This is a genomic window from Streptomyces sp. ICBB 8177 (assembly GCF_003144095.1).
Classification (GTDB): domain Bacteria; phylum Actinomycetota; class Actinomycetes; order Streptomycetales; family Streptomycetaceae; genus Streptantibioticus_D.
In genome coordinates, this window is the sequence record NZ_NSKH01000018.1 from 2,506,800 (window position 1) to 2,523,115 (window position 16,316).

The following is a 16,316-nucleotide window of genomic DNA, read 5'->3' on the forward strand; positions in this document are numbered from 1 at the left end:
ACACCGCGACCGGGGCGGCCTCTCCGAGAAGAGACAGGCAGATGACCGAGCAGGCCACTGGGGCCCACCATCCGCAGCCGCGGGCCCGCAACGCGGCACAGCAGCCCATCACCGAGCAGGTGACGGGTGCCCAGTCCCTCATCCGTTCTCTGGAGGAAGTCGGCGCCGACACCGTCTTCGGCATCCCCGGCGGGGCGATCCTCCCCGCGTACGACCCGATGTTCGACTCGCAGCGCGTGCGCCACATCCTGGTCCGCCACGAGCAGGGCGCCGGCCACGCCGCCACCGGGTACGCGCAGGCCACCGGCAAGGTCGGCGTCTGCATGGCCACCTCGGGCCCGGGTGCCACCAACCTCGTCACCCCCATCGCCGACGCCCACCTGGACTCGGTGCCGATCGTCGCCATCACCGGCCAGGTCGCCTCCAAGTCCATCGGCACGGACGCCTTCCAGGAGGCGGACATCGTCGGCATCACCATGCCGATCACCAAGCACAACTTCCTGGTCACCGACGCCGCCGACATCCCGCGCACCATCGCCGAGGCCTTCCACATCGCCTCCACCGGCCGCCCGGGGCCGGTGCTGGTCGACATCGCCAAGGACGCCCTCCAGGCACAGACCACCTTCTCCTGGCCGCCCGTCTCGGACCTGCCCGGCTACCGTCCGGTGACCAAGCCGCACGCCAAGCAGATCCGCGAGGCCGCCCGGCTGCTCACCCAGGCCAAGCGCCCGGTGCTGTACGTCGGCGGAGGCGTGCTGAAGGCCCGGGCCACCGAGGAACTGCGCATCCTGGCCGAGTTGACCGGCGCCCCGGTCGCCACCACGCTGATGGCGCTGGGCGCCTTCCCCGACACCCACCGCCAGCACGTCGGCATGCCCGGCATGCACGGCTCGGTCTCCGCGGTCACCGCGATGCAGAAGGCCGACCTGCTGGTCGCGCTCGGCGCGCGGTTCGACGACCGGGTGACCGGCAAGACCGACACGTTCGCCCCGTACGCCAAGATCGTGCACGCCGACATCGACCCGGCGGAGATCGGCAAGATCCGCGCCGCCGACGTGCCGATCGTCGGCGACGCCCGCGAGGTGCTGGCCGACCTGATCGTCGCGGTCCAGGCCGAGCACGAGGCGGGCCACCGCGGGGACTACGCCGACTGGTGGCGGCAGATCGACTCCTGGCGCGAGACCTACCCGCTCGGCTACGACCTGCCCGAGGACGGCAGCCTCTCCCCACAGCAGGTCATCGAGCGCATCGGCCAACTCGCCCCGAAGGACACGGTGTTCGCGGCCGGGGTCGGCCAGCACCAGATGTGGGCCTCGCAGTACATCCGCTACGACAAGCCGTACACCTGGCTCAACTCCGGCGGCGCCGGGACCATGGGCTACGCGGTCCCGGCCGCGATGGGCGCCAAGGCCGGCAAGCCCGACACCACGGTGTGGGCGATCGACGGCGACGGCTGCTTCCAGATGACCAACCAGGAACTGGTCACCTGCGCGCTCAACGGCATCCCCATCAAGGTCGGCATCATCAACAACGGCGCGCTGGGCATGGTCCGCCAGTGGCAGACGCTCTTCTACAACGAGCGTTACTCCAACACCGTGCTGCACTCGGGACCGGGCGAGGGCGCCAAGCCCGCGCTCAACGGCACCCGCACCCCCGACTTCGTCAAGCTCGCCGAGGCGATGGGCTGCGTCGGGCTGCGCTGCGAGGACCCGGCCGACCTCGACGCGGTCATCGAGAAGGCCAACGCGATCAACGACCGCCCGGTGGTCGTGGACTTCATCTGCCACGAGGACGCCATGGTGTGGCCGATGGTCGCCGCCGGCACCTCCAACGACGAGGTCATGGCCGCCCGCGGGGTGCGCCCCGACTTCGGCGACATGGACGACTGAGCCGGGCCGGAAGACAACGCGAAGGAATCACGGAACATGTCCAAGCACACGCTCTCCGTCCTGGTCGAGAACAAGCCCGGCGTCCTGGCGAGGATCACCGCGCTGTTCTCCCGCCGCGGCTTCAACATCGACTCCCTGGCGGTCGGCACCACCGAGCACCCCGACATCTCCCGCATCACGATCGTCGTCAACGTGGTCGACGAACTGCCGCTGGAACAGGTGACGAAGCAGCTCAACAAGCTCGTCAACGTCCTGAAGATCGTCGAACTGGAACCGTCCTCCGCCGTGCAGCGGGAACTGGTCCTGGTCAAGGTGCGCGCCGACAACGAGACGCGCTCGCAGATCACCGAGATCGTCTCGCTCTTCCGCGCCAAGACCGTCGACGTCTCGCCCGAGGCCGTCACCGTCGAGGCGACCGGCGGCGCCGAGAAGCTGGAGGCGCTGCTGCGGATGCTGGAGCCGTTCGGCATCAAGGAACTGGTGCAGTCCGGCACCATCGCCATCGGCCGCGGCGCCCGCTCCATCACCGACCGCTCGCTGCGGGCACTGGACCGCAGCGCGTGACGCGCCGGTCCGACCGCATCGCGAGACCGTAAACCACCCCTCGCCCGCCGGGCGTACGGTGGGCGGCACAACCCGAGAACCAAGGAGAAACCCGAAGTGGCCGAGCTGTTCTACGACGACGACGCCGACCTGTCCATCATCCAGGGCCGCAAGGTCGCGGTGCTGGGTTACGGCAGCCAGGGCCACGCCCACGCGCTGTCGCTGCGCGACTCCGGCGTCGACGTGCGCGTCGGTCTGCCCGAGGGCTCCAAGTCCCGGGTCAAGGCCGAGGAGCAGGGCCTGCGCGTGGTCACCCCCGCCGAGGCGTCCGCCGAGGCCGACGTGATCATGGTCCTGGTCCCGGACCCCATCCAGGCCAAGGTGTACGCCGAGTCCATCGCCCCGAACCTCAAGGACGGCGACGCGCTCTTCTTCGGGCACGGCTTCAACATCCGGTTCGACCTGATCAAGCCCCCGGCCGGCGTCGACGTGTGCATGGTCGCCCCCAAGGGCCCGGGCCACCTGGTCCGCCGCCAGTACGAGGAGGGCCGCGGCGTGCCCTGCATCGTCGCGGTCGAGCAGGACGCCTCCGGCAGCGCCTTCGCGCTCGCCCTGTCCTACGCCAAGGGCATCGGCGGCACCCGCGCCGGCGTCATCAAGACCACGTTCACCGAGGAGACCGAGACCGACCTGTTCGGTGAGCAGGCCGTGCTGTGCGGCGGTGCCTCGGCGCTGGTGAAGGCGGGCTTCGAGACCCTGGTCGAGGCGGGCTACCAGCCGGAGATCGCCTACTTCGAGTGCCTGCACGAGCTGAAGCTCATCGTCGACCTGATGTACGAGGGCGGCCTGGAGAAGATGCGCTGGTCGGTCTCCGAGACCGCCGAGTGGGGCGACTACGTCAGCGGCCCGCGGGTGGTCAACGACCAGACCAAGGCCGAGATGAAGAAGATCCTCGGCGAGATCCAGGACGGCACCTTCGCCAAGAACTGGATCAACGAGTACAACGCCGGCCTGCCGAAGTACAACGAGTACAAGAAGGCCGACAGCGAGCACCTGCTGGAGACCACGGGCAAGAAGCTGCGCAAGCTGATGAGCTGGGTGGACGACGAGGCGTAAGGCCTCACCCGCGGTGTACGGGGCCTCCGGGGCGCTGCCCTGGAGGCCCCCGCCGCGTTGTGACCGGGAGGTTTGTCCACGCCGTACACCCACGTCCGGGTGATCCTTACGCAACGGCACAGGCAGCCGGTCACGGCGCCGATAGACTGCCGTGACAAGCGCGTCAGGCTCACAGCGTCGTGCGTCTTCCACGCGGCATGCCAGCCCCTCCCTCCCTGGAGCGGCCGAAAGGGACCGGCCGCCCACGTAGGACAAGTGAGGATCACGTGAGCACTGCTTCAGCCAGCAAGCCTGTCGTACTCATCGCCGAAGAGCTTTCGCCCGCCACGGTGGATGCCCTGGGTCCGGATTTCGAGATCCGGCACTGCAACGGGGCGGATCGTGCCGATCTGCTGGGCGCGATCGTGGATGTGGACGCGGTTTTGGTGCGTTCGGCCACGAAGGTGGACGCGGAGGCGATCGCCGCCGCGCGCAGGCTTCGGGTGGTCGCTCGTGCGGGTGTCGGTTTGGACAACGTGGATGTGTCGGCGGCCACGAAGGCCGGTGTGATGGTGGTGAACGCGCCGACGTCGAACATCGTGACGGCCGCTGAGCTGGCCTGTGGTCTGCTGGTGGCGACGGCGCGCAATATTCCGCAGGCGAACGCGGCGTTGAAGAACGGTGAGTGGAAGCGCAGCAAGTACACCGGTGTGGAGTTGGCGGAGAAGACGCTGGGTGTGGTGGGTCTTGGTCGGATCGGTGTGCTGGTGGCGCAGCGGATGTCGGCGTTCGGTATGAGGGTCGTGGCGTATGACCCGTATGTGCAGCCGGCGCGGGCGGCGCAGATGGGGGTGAAGTTGCTGTCGCTGGAGGAGTTGCTGGAGGTGTCGGACTTCATCACGGTGCATTTGCCGAAGACTCCGGAGACGCTGGGTCTGATCGGGGATGAGGCGCTGCGCAGGGTGAAGCCGTCGGTGCGGATCGTCAATGCCGCGCGGGGTGGGATCGTGGATGAGGTGGCGTTGGCGAGTGCGTTGAAGGAGGGGCGGGTCGCGGGGGCGGGTTTGGATGTGTTCTCGTCCGAGCCGTGCACGGATTCGCCGTTGTTCGAGTTCGACAATGTGGTGGCGACTCCGCATCTGGGTGCTTCGACGGGTGAGGCGCAGGAGAAGGCGGGTGTCGCGGTGGCGAAGTCGGTGCGGTTGGCGTTGGCGGGGGAGTTGGTGCCGGACGCGGTGAACGTGCAGGGCGGGGTGATCGCGGAGGAGGTGCGGCCGGGTCTGCCGTTGGCGGAGAAGCTGGGCCGGATCTTCACCGCGCTCGCGGGGGAGGTGGCGGTGCGGCTGGATGTCGAGGTGCGCGGCGAGATCACGCAGCATGATGTGAAGGTCCTCGAACTGTCCACGCTCAAGGGCGTGTTCGAGGACGTGGTCGCCGAGACCGTCTCCTACGTCAACGCACCCCTGTTCGCCCAGGAGCGCGGTGTCGAGGTGCGGCTGACCACCAGCAGCGAGTCGCCCGAGCACCGCAACCTGGTCACCGTACGCGGCACCCTCTCCGGGGGCGACGAGATCGCGGTGTCCGGCACCCTGGCCGGGCCCAAGCACATCCAGAAGATCGTCGGCGTCGGCGAGTTCGACGTGGACCTCGTCCTCACCGACCACATGGGCTTCCTGCGCTACGGCGACCGGCCCGGCGTGGTCGGCACCGTCGGCCGCATCCTCGGCGAGGCCGGGATCAACATCGCGGGCATGCAGGTCGCCCGCACCAACGAGGGCGGCGAGGCGCTGGTCGCGCTGACCGTGGACGACTCCATCCCCGCCCCCGTGCTCGCCGAGATCGCCCAGGAGATCGGCGCCACCTCGGCCCGCGCCGTCAACCTCGTCGACTGACCTTCGGCCGGCCCGTCGTCGGGCGCGTCCGACGACGGGCCGGCATCCGGCGGTCCGCCGCCCCGCCCGCTCGGAGGGCGGGCCGCCTTCCCCGCGCTCGTGCGAGCCCCAGCACAGTGGCCGCCCGAACGCAACCGTTCCGGTGGATTTCCCGTCTCTCAGGACGCCAGGGCAGCGAGGACGCCCGGCACATGGGCCACAAGGGGGCACGGCATGCGGTGGATGCGAGCGGTACCGGCGGCGCTGGGCGCCGGCGCGCTGTGCTGCGCTGTGGCGGTCGGCACCGCGACGGCAGACTCCCCCGGCACGCCGCACCCCGTGCTGCTGGTCAACGGCAACTACGACGCCCGCCCCGGTGAGCGCGTCGACGTCAACGTGCAGGGCGTCGACGAGGCGCAGGGCAAGGCGGGCGTCACCGCCACCTCGCACGCCTTCACCGGCCCCGCCCACCTGCGCTGGTACCACTCCGCGTGGGTGTCCGGCTACGACGCGCTGGTCACGCTCTCGCCGACCGCCAAGCCCGGCTCGTACCCGCTGACCGTCTCGATCGGCGACCGCGTCGTCGGCCGCGACCGGATCGAGGTCTCCCCGCGGCAGGCCCCGCGCTTCACCGTCGCCGGGGTCCCGGGCGGCCAGGTCGTCCGCCCGGGCCAGCGGATCTCGCTGCGCTACGACGACCTCTACCCCGGCCAGACCGGCACCGACTTCACCGTCTCCTCGCGGGCGCTGGCGGCCCCGGTGCGGCTGAGGCACGACGACACCACCGACTTCTACGACCCGCGCGCCTTCTCCGCCACCGCCGAGGTCCCGGCCGGCACGAAGGACGGCTCCTACGCCTTCACCCTGACCGGGCCGCGGGGCGAGCGGGCGGCGTCCGGGTCGCTGACGGTGCGTGCCGCCCGGCCCGGCGACCCCGACTACCTGGGCAAGGTGTCCGGGCCCGCGTTCTTCGCGCCGTCCGGCGACCCCGGTCAGGCCACCACGAACGGCTTCACGGTCCACGCCGGCGGCAAGGTGGACGTGCTGTGGCACGACGCGGCGCCCGACCCGGGGGAGACCGGCAGCCTCACCGCCACCTCCGCGGCCTTCGCCGCACCGGTCCGCCTCGCCCCGGACGACAGCAAGGGCGCCGACGGCGACGCGCCCCGCTTCTACGGCACCGCCGCCGTCCGCGCCGACCTGGCGCCCGGCACCTACCCGGTCACCGTCGTCAGCCACCACGGCCGGGTCCGCAGGAGCGAGTCCCTCACCGTCACGCGGCCGTTGACGCCGACCAAGGGCGTGGACGCGGGCGTGGGCGGCGGCTGGTTCGGCCTGGCCGGCGGCCTGCTGGCCCTCGGCACCGCCGCCGTCGTCACCGCCGCCCGCAAACGCCGCCCGGCCCGGGCCTGACCCGTACGGCCGTGCCCGGCCGACCCGGGGCGAATGCCGTTGGCCCGGGGCGGCCGTGGTGCTGGAATGGCCGGATGGACCGCGATCACGTGCTCAGTCTGTTCGACCGTCAGATGCGCCGGGGTGCCCGGCCCGACGACCCCACGGCCCGCGTCGAGCGGGCCGGCGACGTGGTGCGGCAGACCGGTGGGCCCGCCGCGTGGAACGGCGTGCTGTGGTCCGACCTGACCGAGCAGACCGCGGACGCGGCCATCGCCGAGCAGGTGCGGCACTTCGACGCGCTGGGCCGTGGATTCGAGTGGAAGCTGTACTCCCACGACCGGCCCGGCGACCTTGCGGCGCGGTTGCGCGCCGCGGGCTTCGTGCCGGAGCCCGCCGAGTCCCTCATGGTCGCCGCCGTCGCCGACCTGTCCGACCGGGTCGAACTGCCGGAAGGGGTGCGGCTGCGCACGGTGACCGACGCGGCTGGGGTGGACCTGGTGGCCGACGTCCACGAACAGGTCTTCCGCTCCGGCCGCTCCCGCCTGCGCCAGCGCCTGCTGTCCCAACTGGCCGCCCACCCCGGCACGGTGAGCGCCGTGGTGGCGACGGCGGGGGACGTGCCGGTCGCCGCGGCACGTCTGGAACTGCACGCGGGCACCGAGTTCGCCGGGCTGTGGGGCGGCGGCACGCTGGCGGCCTGGCGCGGACGCGGCATCTACCGGGCGCTGGTCGCCCACCGGGTCCGGCTGGCCGCCGAACGCGGCTACCGCTGGCTCCAGGTCGACGCCTCCGAGGCCAGCCGCCCGATCCTGGAACGCCTCGGCTTCGAGAGGCTCGCCACCACGACGCCGTACCGCCACGACGTCGGCTGAGCCGCCCGCGCGACTACCGCAGCCGGGCCGCCTTGAGCGCCAGGTGCAGCAGCAGGCGGTCCTCGCCGTCGTCCAGGTCGAGACCGGTCAGGTGCTCGACGCGGGAGAGCCGGTAGTAGAGCGTCTGGCGGTGGATGGCCAGCGCGGCGGCCGCCCGCCCGGCCTGGCCCGCGCAGTCGAGGAACACCTCTGCGGTGTGCGCGAGTTCGGTGTGCGCGGCGTCCAGCAGCGGGGCGACGGCCGGATCGGTGGCCGTGGGCAGCCGGGTCAGCAGCCGGTACGGGCCGATGCCCGACCAGTGCGCCACCGGGGCCAGCCGCGGCTGTGCGTGCGCCGCCCGGGCCGCGCCCGACGCCTCCCGCCAGGACTCCGGCAGCCCTTCGAGCCCGGCCCGGCGCCCGCTCACCCCGGCGGCGGCGCCCCGGGCGCGGGCCGACTCCAGCAGCCGTGCCGCCACCGTGTCCGCCGCCCTGGCCCGGGCCAGCACCGCCAGCCCGCCCGGCGGTGACGGCACCGCGCACACCGCGACCGCCCCCGGCAGGGCGCGCGGCCCGGGCAGCGGATCGGACGCCTCGTCGTCGCCGCCGTCCCACGGGGTCACGCACACCACCGCGAAGTCGTCGTCCGCGACCCGCCCCAGCGCCGCCCGCAACGCCGCGAGCGCACCCTCCCGGCGGGAGTCGGGACCGGTCAGCAGCCCCAGCAGCTCCCGCCCGGTGTCCGCCCCCGCCCGTGCCTCGGCGGCCAGCAGGGTGCCGATCCGGGCGGCCACCGCCATCGCCGCGTCCAGCGGCCGGTCGGTGCCGTCGTCCAGCAGCCACACGTAGCCGTGCACCACGCCGCGGTGGCGCACCGGCAGGCAGACGCGGGCGTGGATGCCCGCCGCCGGGTCGGCCGGGACGCGCACCGGCTCGCGCGCCCGCGCGATGCCGAACCCCTCGAACCACTCGCGCACCTGCGCGGTCGAGCGCCTGGTGAGGATGGACCGGGTGCGGATCGGGTCCATCGCGGCCTCGTCGTCGCTGTCGTGCGCGCCGAAGGCGATCAGCCGGAAGTCGCGGTCCTCCAGCGTCGCGGGCGTGCCGAGCAGCGCCGACACCTCGTCGACCAGTTCCTGGAAGTCCCCGTCACCGCGCACTGGCCCATTGTCGCTCATACATCTGTATGAGAGGCCGGTCACGGATGCGTGACACCTGTCGATGGCCCACGGTGGAGGCGAAACCTAGATTTCATCGCGTAGCCACCTGCCCCGCCGCGGGGTGCCGGCCGTCCCGCCGCAGGGCCACGCACCTTGCGTCACGCACTCGTTGGAGGAGCCCGTGCTGGGTCCCGTGTTGCTCGCCGCCTCGCGCAGCGACCGTATGCGCCGCCTGGTCGCGGCCGCTCCCGTCACCCGGCCGGTCGTGGACCGCTTCGTCGCCGGTGACGAACTGGCTCCCGCCCTGGACAGCGTCCGCGCCCTGACCGACTCCGGCCGCGAGGTCACCCTCGACCACCTGGGTGAGGACGTCACCGACCGGGCCACCGCCACCGCCACCCGCGACGCCTACCTGCGACTGCTGGACGCGCTGGGCACCGAGGGCCTGGCCGGCAAGGCCGAGGTCTCCGTCAAGCTGTCGGCGTTCGGCCAGGCGCTGCCGGTCGGCGGCCACGACATCGCGCTGGGGAACGTGCGCCAGGTGGCCCAGGCCGCCACCGCCGCGGGCACCACGGTCACCCTCGACATGGAGGACCACACCACCGTCGACTCGACGCTGGCCATCCTCGACGAGCTGCGCCAGGACCACCCCGGCACCGGCGCCGTCGTGCAGTCCTACCTCTTCCGCACCGAGGACGACTGCCGCCGCCTGGCCACCCCCGGCTCGCGGGTGCGGCTGGTCAAGGGCGCCTACAAGGAGCCCGCGTCCGTCGCCCACCAGGACAAGCGCGAGGTCGACAAGGCGTACGTGCGCTGCCTGAAGATCCTCATGGCGGGCGCCGGCTACCCGATGATCGGCTCGCACGACCCGCGGATGATCGCCATCGGCCAGCACCTGGCCCGCGAGCACGGCCGCCAGGCGGGCGACTACGAGTTCCAGATGCTCTTCGGCATCCGGGTCGCCGAGCAGCGCCGGCTGGCAGAGGCGGGCGAGCGCATGCGTATTTACGTGCCGTACGGCGCAGACTGGTACGGGTACTTCATGCGGCGGCTCGCGGAGCGCCCGGCCAACCTGGCCTTCTTCCTCCGCTCGTTCGTCCCCGGAGCCTGACCGGCACCGGGACGCCGCCTGAGCGCCCGAACGCCCGCAGCACACCCCAGCAGCACACCCCGCAGAAGGAGACCCCTCCCATGGACGCCGTGACCCAGGTCCCCACCCCGGTCAACGAGCCGGTGCACTCCTATGCCCCCGGCAGCCCGGAGCGGGCCCGCCTGGAGGCCAAGCTGAAGGAGCTGGGCGAGAACCCGGTCGACCTTCCGATGACCATCGGCGGCGTCAAGCGGATGGGCGGCGGCGAGCCGTTCCACGTCGTCCAGCCGCACAACCACGCCGCCCGCCTGGGCACCGGCCGCCACGCCACCCAGGACGACGCCCGCGAGGCGATCGACGCCGCGCTGGCCGCCGCTCCGGCGTGGCGGGCGCTGTCCTTCGACGACCGCGCCGCGATCATCCTGCGCGCCGCCGAGCTGCTGGCCGGCCCGTGGCGCGAGACCATCGCCGCCGCCACCATGCTGGGGCAGTCCAAGACCGCGCAGCAGGCCGAGATCGACAGCCCCTGCGAGCTGGTCGACTTCTGGCGGTTCAACGTCGCCTACGCCCGGCAGATCCTCGCCGAGCAGCCGGTGACCAACTCGCCGGGTGTCTGGAACCGCCTGGACCACCGCCCGCTGGAGGGCTTCGTCTACGCGATCACCCCGTTCAACTTCTCGGCGATCGCCGCCAACCTGCCGACCGCGCCCGCGCTGATGGGCAACGTCGTGCTGTGGAAGCCGTCGCCGACCCAGACCCGCGCCGCCGTGCTGCTGATGGAGCTGCTGGAGGAGGCCGGGCTGCCCAAGGGCGTCATCAACCTGGTCACCGGTGACGGCGTGGCGGTCTCCGAGGTCGCCCTCGCCCACCCGGACCTGGCCGGCATCCACTTCACCGGCTCCACCAAGACCTTCCACTACCTGTGGAAGACGGTCGGCGCGAACATCGAGAACTACCGCAACTACCCGCGCATCGTCGGCGAGACCGGCGGCAAGGACTTCGTGGTCGCCCACCCGTCCGCCGACCCCGCGGTGCTCAAGACCGCGCTGACCCGCGGCGCCTTCGAGTACCAGGGCCAGAAGTGCTCGGCCACCTCCCGCGCGTACATCCCCCGCTCGATCTGGGAGGGCGGCTTCAAGGAGTCGTTCGCCGCCGAGGTCGAGGGCCTCGCCATGGGCGACGTGACCGACCTGGACAACTTCATCGGCGCCGTCATCGACGACCGCTCGTTCGCCAAGAACAAGGCGGCCATCGACCGGGCCAAGGCCGACCCCGACACCGAGATCGTCGCGGGCGGCACCTACGACGACTCCGTCGGCTACTTCGTCCGGCCGACCGTGCTGGTCTGCTCCGACCCGCACAACGAGGTCTTCACCGAGGAGTACTTCGGCCCGATCCTCGCCGTCCACGTCTACGAGGACGAGCGGTACGACGAGATGCTCGCGCAGATGGAGTCGGTGGCGAAGTACGCCCTGACCGGCTCGGTCATCGCGAGCGACCGGGCGGCCGCCGCGCACACCATGGAGGTGCTGCGCTACGCCGCGGGCAACTTCTACATCAACGACAAGTCGACCGGCGCCGTCGTCGGCCAGCAGCCCTTCGGCGGCGGCCGCGCCTCCGGCACCAACGACAAGGCGGGCGCCGCGCAGAACCTGATGCGCTGGACCTCCACGCGTTCCATCAAGGAAGCGCTCCTGCCGCCGACCGACTACCGCTACCCCCACATGGGCTGAGCGGTCGAGGCGACTCTCCCTACCGGGCGAGGCGGCTGAAAGTAGGGGCCCGGCATCGCGAACACGCGGTGCCGGGCCCTGGCCATGGGTAGGGAGCCGCAGGTCGGAGGGGGTGCCGTCTCAGATAGTAGGAAGTCCGACTAACTGTGGAGACAGAACGGCGATCTCGCCCTAGCGTTGTAGGAAGCCGAACGTCTCGCTAGATCCAGCGATCGGCGGAGTCGAGCCGGTGCCCCACGCAGGCCACCCCTGCGGCGCCCGCTCCCCGCCCCTTCCGGCGCACCCCTCACCTTCGTTCCCGGATGGAGAAGTGCTCCCATGGACGAGACCGCCCGCAAGAACGCCGCCGAAGCCCTCCAGCGCGCCCTCGACCGCCGCGACAACGGCGGATCCACCGGCCACGAGCGCCACTGAGCGACGCCCCCCCGAGGTCGCGGCGCCGCGCTGAGCGACGCCCCCGACGAACGCCGACGAGCCGGGCCCCCGCGATCCGCGAGGGCCCAACTCGCGCGTCCCGACATGCCGTTCATCGCACCGCCCGCCCCTGATCTGTCCGGCATGTGGACCGTACGTGTCATGGGGTGGGACGCGGGCGTACAGTGCGGAGCATGTCTCGCAGCATCAGCCTCGCAGTGATCCCCGGTGACGGCATCGGCCAGGAAGTCGTGGCCGAAGGCCTCAAGGTCCTCGGTGCCGTCCTGCCGTCCGACGTGAAGCTGGAGACCACCTCCTACGACTTCGGCGCCCAGCGGTACCACGCCACCGGTGAGACCCTCACCGACGCCGACCTGGAGTCCCTCAAGCGCCACGACGCGATCCTGCTGGGGGCCATCGGCGACCCCTCGGTGCCGTCCGGTGTGCTGGAGCGCGGCTTCCTGCTCAAGCTGCGGTTCGCCTTCGACCACCACGTCAACCTGCGGCCCAGCACCCTGCTGCCCGGCGTCGCCTCGCCGCTCGCCGGGAACCCGCAGATCGACTTCGTGGTGGTGCGCGAGGGCACCGAGGGCCCGTACACGGGCAACGGCGGCGCCATCCGCACCGGCACCCGGCACGAGGTCGCCACCGAGGTCAGCCTCAACACCGCCTACGGCATCGAGCGCGTGGTGCGCGACGCGTACGCCCGCGCCCAGGCCCGCCCGCGCAGGAAGCTCACGCTGGTCCACAAGAACAACGTGCTGGTGCACGCCGGCCACCTGTGGAAGCGGATCTTCGACGCCGTCGGCGCCGAGTACCCGGACGTCACCACCGACTACCTGCACGTGGACGCGGCGACGATCTTCTTCGTCACCCAGCCCGAGCGCTTCGACGTGATCGTCACCGACAACCTCTTCGGCGACATCATCACCGACCTGGCCGCCGCCGTCACCGGAGGCATCGGCCTGGCCGCCAGCGGCAACATCAACCCCTCCCGCGAGTTCCCGTCGATGTTCGAGCCGGTGCACGGCTCGGCGCCGGACATCGCCGGGCAGGGCAAGGCCGACCCGACCGCCACCGTGCGCTCCGTCGCCCTGCTGCTGGAGCACCTCGGGTACCGCGACGAGGCCGCCCGCATCGAGGCCGCCGTCGCCGCCGACGTGGCCGCGCGCGGCACCGAGCCGCGTTCCACCTCGGCCGTCGGCGACGCGCTCGCCGCCCGAGTAGCGAGCTGACCGCCAGGAGCCCCTCAGCCGGCCCGGCAGGTCAGAGCCCCGTCAGCCGGCGCAGCACCGTCGCGCGGCGACATCACGGCTGAGCCCGGCCCCCGCGTGTGATCACGGGGGCCGGGTGCGACCATCCCTTAGGGCCGCATCACCGGAACGCCTCGCTCCGGCGCACCTCTTTCCATCCGGGCTCCCGGTTACGCGATAATCGGACGCAGGGCCGCCGTGTGAGGGGAAAGTCGGACGTCCTACTACCGCCGCGGCGGTGCGGGCGTCGGTGCGGTCCGCCACGACCTCACGGTGAAGGACACGCGACTATGACGACGCCCACGACGCCCACGATCGAACTCAAGCCCTCCTCGCATCCGCTGCCCGACGCCGAGCGGCAGGCGATCCTCGCCGACCCCGGCTTCGGCCGCCACTTCACCGACCACATGGTGACGATCCGGTGGACCGAGGGCCGCGGCTGGCACGACGCCCAGCTCGTCCCGTACGCGCCGATCTCGCTCGACCCCGCGAACATGACGCTGCACTACGCGCAGACGATCTTCGAGGGGCTCAAGGCGTACCGGCAGCCGGACGGCTCGGTGGCGACCTTCCGGCCGTACGCCAACGCCGAGCGCTTCCAGTCGTCGGCGCGGCGGCTGGCGATGCCGGAGCTGCCGCAGGAGCTGTTCGTGGCCGCCTGTGACGCGCTGGTCCGGCAGGACAAGGCGTGGGTGCCCAGCGAGGGCGAGGAGTCGCTGTACCTGCGGCCCTTCATGTTCGCCACCGAGGTCGGCCTCGGCGTGCGCCCGGCCAACGAGTACCTGTTCGTCGTCATCGCCTCCCCGGCCGGCGCGTACTTCCCCGGCGGCGTCAAGCCGGTGTCGGTGTGGGTCTCCGAGGAGTACGTCCGGGCCGCGCCCGGCGGCACCGGCGCGGCGAAGGCGGGCGGCAACTACGCGGCCTCGCTGGTCGCGCAGGCCCAGGCGATCGAGCACGGCTGCCCGCAGGTGGTCTGGCTGGACGCCATCGAGCGCCGCTGGGTCGAGGAGATGGGCGGGATGAACCTGTACTTCGTGTACGGCGACCGCATCGTCACCCCCGAGCTGTCCGGTTCGCTGCTGCCCGGCATCACCCGCGCCTCGCTGCTGCGCATCGCCGCCGACCTCGGCTACGAGGTCTCCGAAGGCCGCGTGTCGGTCGAGGAGTGGCGCGAGGCCGCCGAGAACGGCTCGCTCACCGAGGTCTTCGCCTGCGGCACCGCCGCGGTGATCACCCCGGTCGGCGCGGTCAAGTCCACCCGCGCCGACTGGCGGATCGCCGACGGCGAGCCCGGCGAGGTGACCATGCGGCTGCGCCGCGCGCTGCTGGACGTCCAGACCGGCGCGTCCCCCGACACCCACGGCTGGATGCACCCGCTGGGCTGACCGGCCGCGAGCAGGTGAGGAGGGGGCCCGCCGCCGCGGGCCCCCTCCTCACGCGTAAGCGCTCAGGCCACCACGGCGGCCGCGTCCCGGGTCCCGCCGTCCGGCGCCGGGAGGGGATGCGGCCGCTTGGCGCCGAGCAGCAGGTAGACCGCGGCGGTCACGGCCGCGGCCAGCAGGAAGCTGATGTCGATGCCGCCGGTGAAGCGCAGCAGCGGGCCGCTGTAGAGCGGGGTGTCGACCTCCAGCAGGCCGATGACCGAGCCGCACGCCCAGGCGATCACGGCGGAGACGTTCCAGCCGCCCCGGTACCAGTAGATGCCACCGCGGGTGCGCCGGTTGTAGACCTGGAGGGCGTCCGCGTCGTAGCGCCCCCGCACCCGGCGGAAGCCCAGCAGCGTGATCACCGCCCACGGGGTGCCGATCGCGGTGAGCACCAGCACGAACGAGGTCATCGCGTCCTGCGCCGCCCAGGCGAAGTGCCCGAGGTAGACCAGCGCGGTGGAGAACGCGGCCACCACGTAGGTGGCCTGGGTGCGGCTGGCCCTCGGCAGGATCGCGTCGAGGTCCAAGCCCATGCTGTAGAGCATCAGCCCCGCGTTGCCCACCGAACCGGCGGACGCGTTGAGCAGCAGGAACAGCAGGTACCAGACCGGGCAGGCGGCAACCAGCGACGTCGCGTAGTCACTGCCCGCGCCCACGCACAGGGCGGTGAAGGTGCCGAACAGCTGCGGCAGCAGCAGGCCGACGACCAGGCCGAAGCAGGTGCCGGCGAAGACCTTCGGCTGGCTGAAGCGGTGCGGTGAGACGTAGCGGGTGTAGTCGCCCAGCAGCGTGATGAACGCGATCGGCCCCGACAGCCCAGCGGAGACCGCCGACAGCAGCCAGGTGGGCCAGAAGGAACCCAGCAGGTACGGCGTGGCGTGCGGCGCATGCAGGTGGAACATGCCCGCGTACGCGATCACGCCCACGAGCAGCAGGGCGGTCAGGCCGACGGTCAGCACCCGGCTGAGCCGCAGCAGCATCCGGTAGCCGAAGACGGCCGAGGAGGCGGTGGTCGCCGCCAGCACCGCGTAGACCACCGCGTAGCTGGCGGGGCCCGTGGGCAGCCCGAGCATCCGGTGCAGGCACCCCACCACCGCGTCCCCGCCGACCCACAGCGTCAGCGCGGTGTAGCCCAGCGACAGCAGCAGGCCGATCGTCGAGCCCAGCAGTCGCCCGCGCACGCCGAAGTGGGCGCCGCTGGAGGTCGACAGGTTCGTCGCGGTACGCAGCGAGACCAGGGCGAGCGGGGCCACCAGCACGGTGCCCACCAGCGTGCCGGCCGCCAGCGAGGTGAACGACGCCCACCAGCCGAGCCCGAAGGAGACCGGCAGCCAGCCGAAGACGATCACACCGAGGGCCAGGTTGGAGCCCAGCAGGATGCTGATCACGTCACGCGGCCCGCTGGTCCGCTCCTGTTCGGGGACGGTGTCCACTCCCCGCTGTTCGATCCGCATGGCCCTGACTCCTTGAGCGCCGAACTAGTTAGAACGACGTTCAATGTGACTCGCGCATTGCGTGCAGGTCAATACTTCTCGACAAAAGGTTTGCTTGTTAGAGTGCTGTTCTAATCAGCCCCGCCGACCGACCGCCGGGGCG

Annotated in this window: 12 protein-coding genes; 10 read left to right on the forward strand and 2 right to left on the reverse strand. The window is 71.9% G+C overall.

All coding sequences use genetic code 11. From position 1 onward, the window contains the following. The first annotated feature begins 41 nt into the window (after window positions 1-41). The 6 genes from CK485_RS19755 to CK485_RS19780 all read left to right on the forward strand — a co-directional run bounded on the left by CK485_RS19755 (window position 42) and on the right by CK485_RS19780 (window position 7,665). Complete coding sequence (locus CK485_RS19755) at window positions 42-1,889, forward strand: acetolactate synthase large subunit (protein ID WP_109452380.1); 1,848 nt, start codon at window positions 42-44, stop codon at window positions 1,887-1,889. A 36-nt stretch (window positions 1,890-1,925) separates the two neighbouring features. Beyond that, window positions 1,926-2,453, forward strand: a complete 528-nt coding sequence (ilvN, locus tag CK485_RS19760) for an acetolactate synthase small subunit (protein WP_109452381.1) — start codon at window positions 1,926-1,928, stop codon at window positions 2,451-2,453. 96 nt (window positions 2,454-2,549) lie between these two features. Beyond that, the gene (ilvC, locus tag CK485_RS19765; protein WP_109452383.1) at window positions 2,550-3,548 is read left to right on the forward strand and encodes a ketol-acid reductoisomerase; all 999 of its coding nucleotides are present in this window, start codon (window positions 2,550-2,552) and stop codon (window positions 3,546-3,548) included. Window positions 3,549-3,814: 266 nt separating this feature from the next. Continuing rightward, window positions 3,815-5,419, forward strand: a complete 1,605-nt coding sequence (gene serA / locus CK485_RS19770) for a phosphoglycerate dehydrogenase (RefSeq protein ID WP_109452385.1) — start codon at window positions 3,815-3,817, stop codon at window positions 5,417-5,419. A gap of 213 nt (window positions 5,420-5,632) precedes the next feature. Continuing rightward, the gene (locus tag CK485_RS19775; RefSeq protein ID WP_109452387.1) at window positions 5,633-6,811 is read left to right on the forward strand and encodes a hypothetical protein; all 1,179 of its coding nucleotides are present in this window, start codon (window positions 5,633-5,635) and stop codon (window positions 6,809-6,811) included. Between the two features lie 74 nt (window positions 6,812-6,885). After that, window positions 6,886-7,665 (forward strand): GNAT family N-acetyltransferase, encoded by a 780-nt coding sequence (locus tag CK485_RS19780; protein WP_109452389.1) that lies wholly within the window; start codon window positions 6,886-6,888, stop codon window positions 7,663-7,665. A gap of 13 nt (window positions 7,666-7,678) precedes the next feature. Here the strand turns inward: CK485_RS19780 and CK485_RS19785 are convergent, their stop codons facing one another. Next, window positions 7,679-8,821, reverse strand: coding sequence for a helix-turn-helix domain-containing protein (locus tag CK485_RS19785; RefSeq protein ID WP_199239397.1), 1,143 nt, complete (start codon window positions 8,819-8,821; stop codon window positions 7,679-7,681). Window positions 8,822-8,984: 163 nt separating this feature from the next. On the opposite strand from CK485_RS19785, the gene CK485_RS19790 reads away from it, so the two are divergent. From CK485_RS19790 to CK485_RS19805, 4 genes are all read left to right on the forward strand, one after another. Continuing rightward, the gene (locus tag CK485_RS19790; RefSeq protein ID WP_109452393.1) at window positions 8,985-9,914 is read left to right on the forward strand and encodes a proline dehydrogenase family protein; all 930 of its coding nucleotides are present in this window, start codon (window positions 8,985-8,987) and stop codon (window positions 9,912-9,914) included. A gap of 80 nt (window positions 9,915-9,994) precedes the next feature. Then, complete coding sequence (gene pruA / locus CK485_RS19795) at window positions 9,995-11,626, forward strand: L-glutamate gamma-semialdehyde dehydrogenase (protein WP_109452395.1); 1,632 nt, start codon at window positions 9,995-9,997, stop codon at window positions 11,624-11,626. Between the two features lie 608 nt (window positions 11,627-12,234). Continuing rightward, the gene (locus CK485_RS19800) at window positions 12,235-13,275 is read left to right on the forward strand and encodes a 3-isopropylmalate dehydrogenase (protein ID WP_109452397.1); all 1,041 of its coding nucleotides are present in this window, start codon (window positions 12,235-12,237) and stop codon (window positions 13,273-13,275) included. Between the two features lie 308 nt (window positions 13,276-13,583). Further along, window positions 13,584-14,678, forward strand: coding sequence for a branched-chain amino acid aminotransferase (locus CK485_RS19805; protein WP_109452399.1), 1,095 nt, complete (start codon window positions 13,584-13,586; stop codon window positions 14,676-14,678). A 62-nt stretch (window positions 14,679-14,740) separates the two neighbouring features. On the opposite strand, the gene CK485_RS19810 is transcribed toward CK485_RS19805, so the two are convergent. Continuing rightward, window positions 14,741-16,174, reverse strand: coding sequence for a cytosine permease (locus CK485_RS19810; RefSeq protein ID WP_109452401.1), 1,434 nt, complete (start codon window positions 16,172-16,174; stop codon window positions 14,741-14,743). Window positions 16,175-16,316 lie beyond the last annotated feature (142 nt).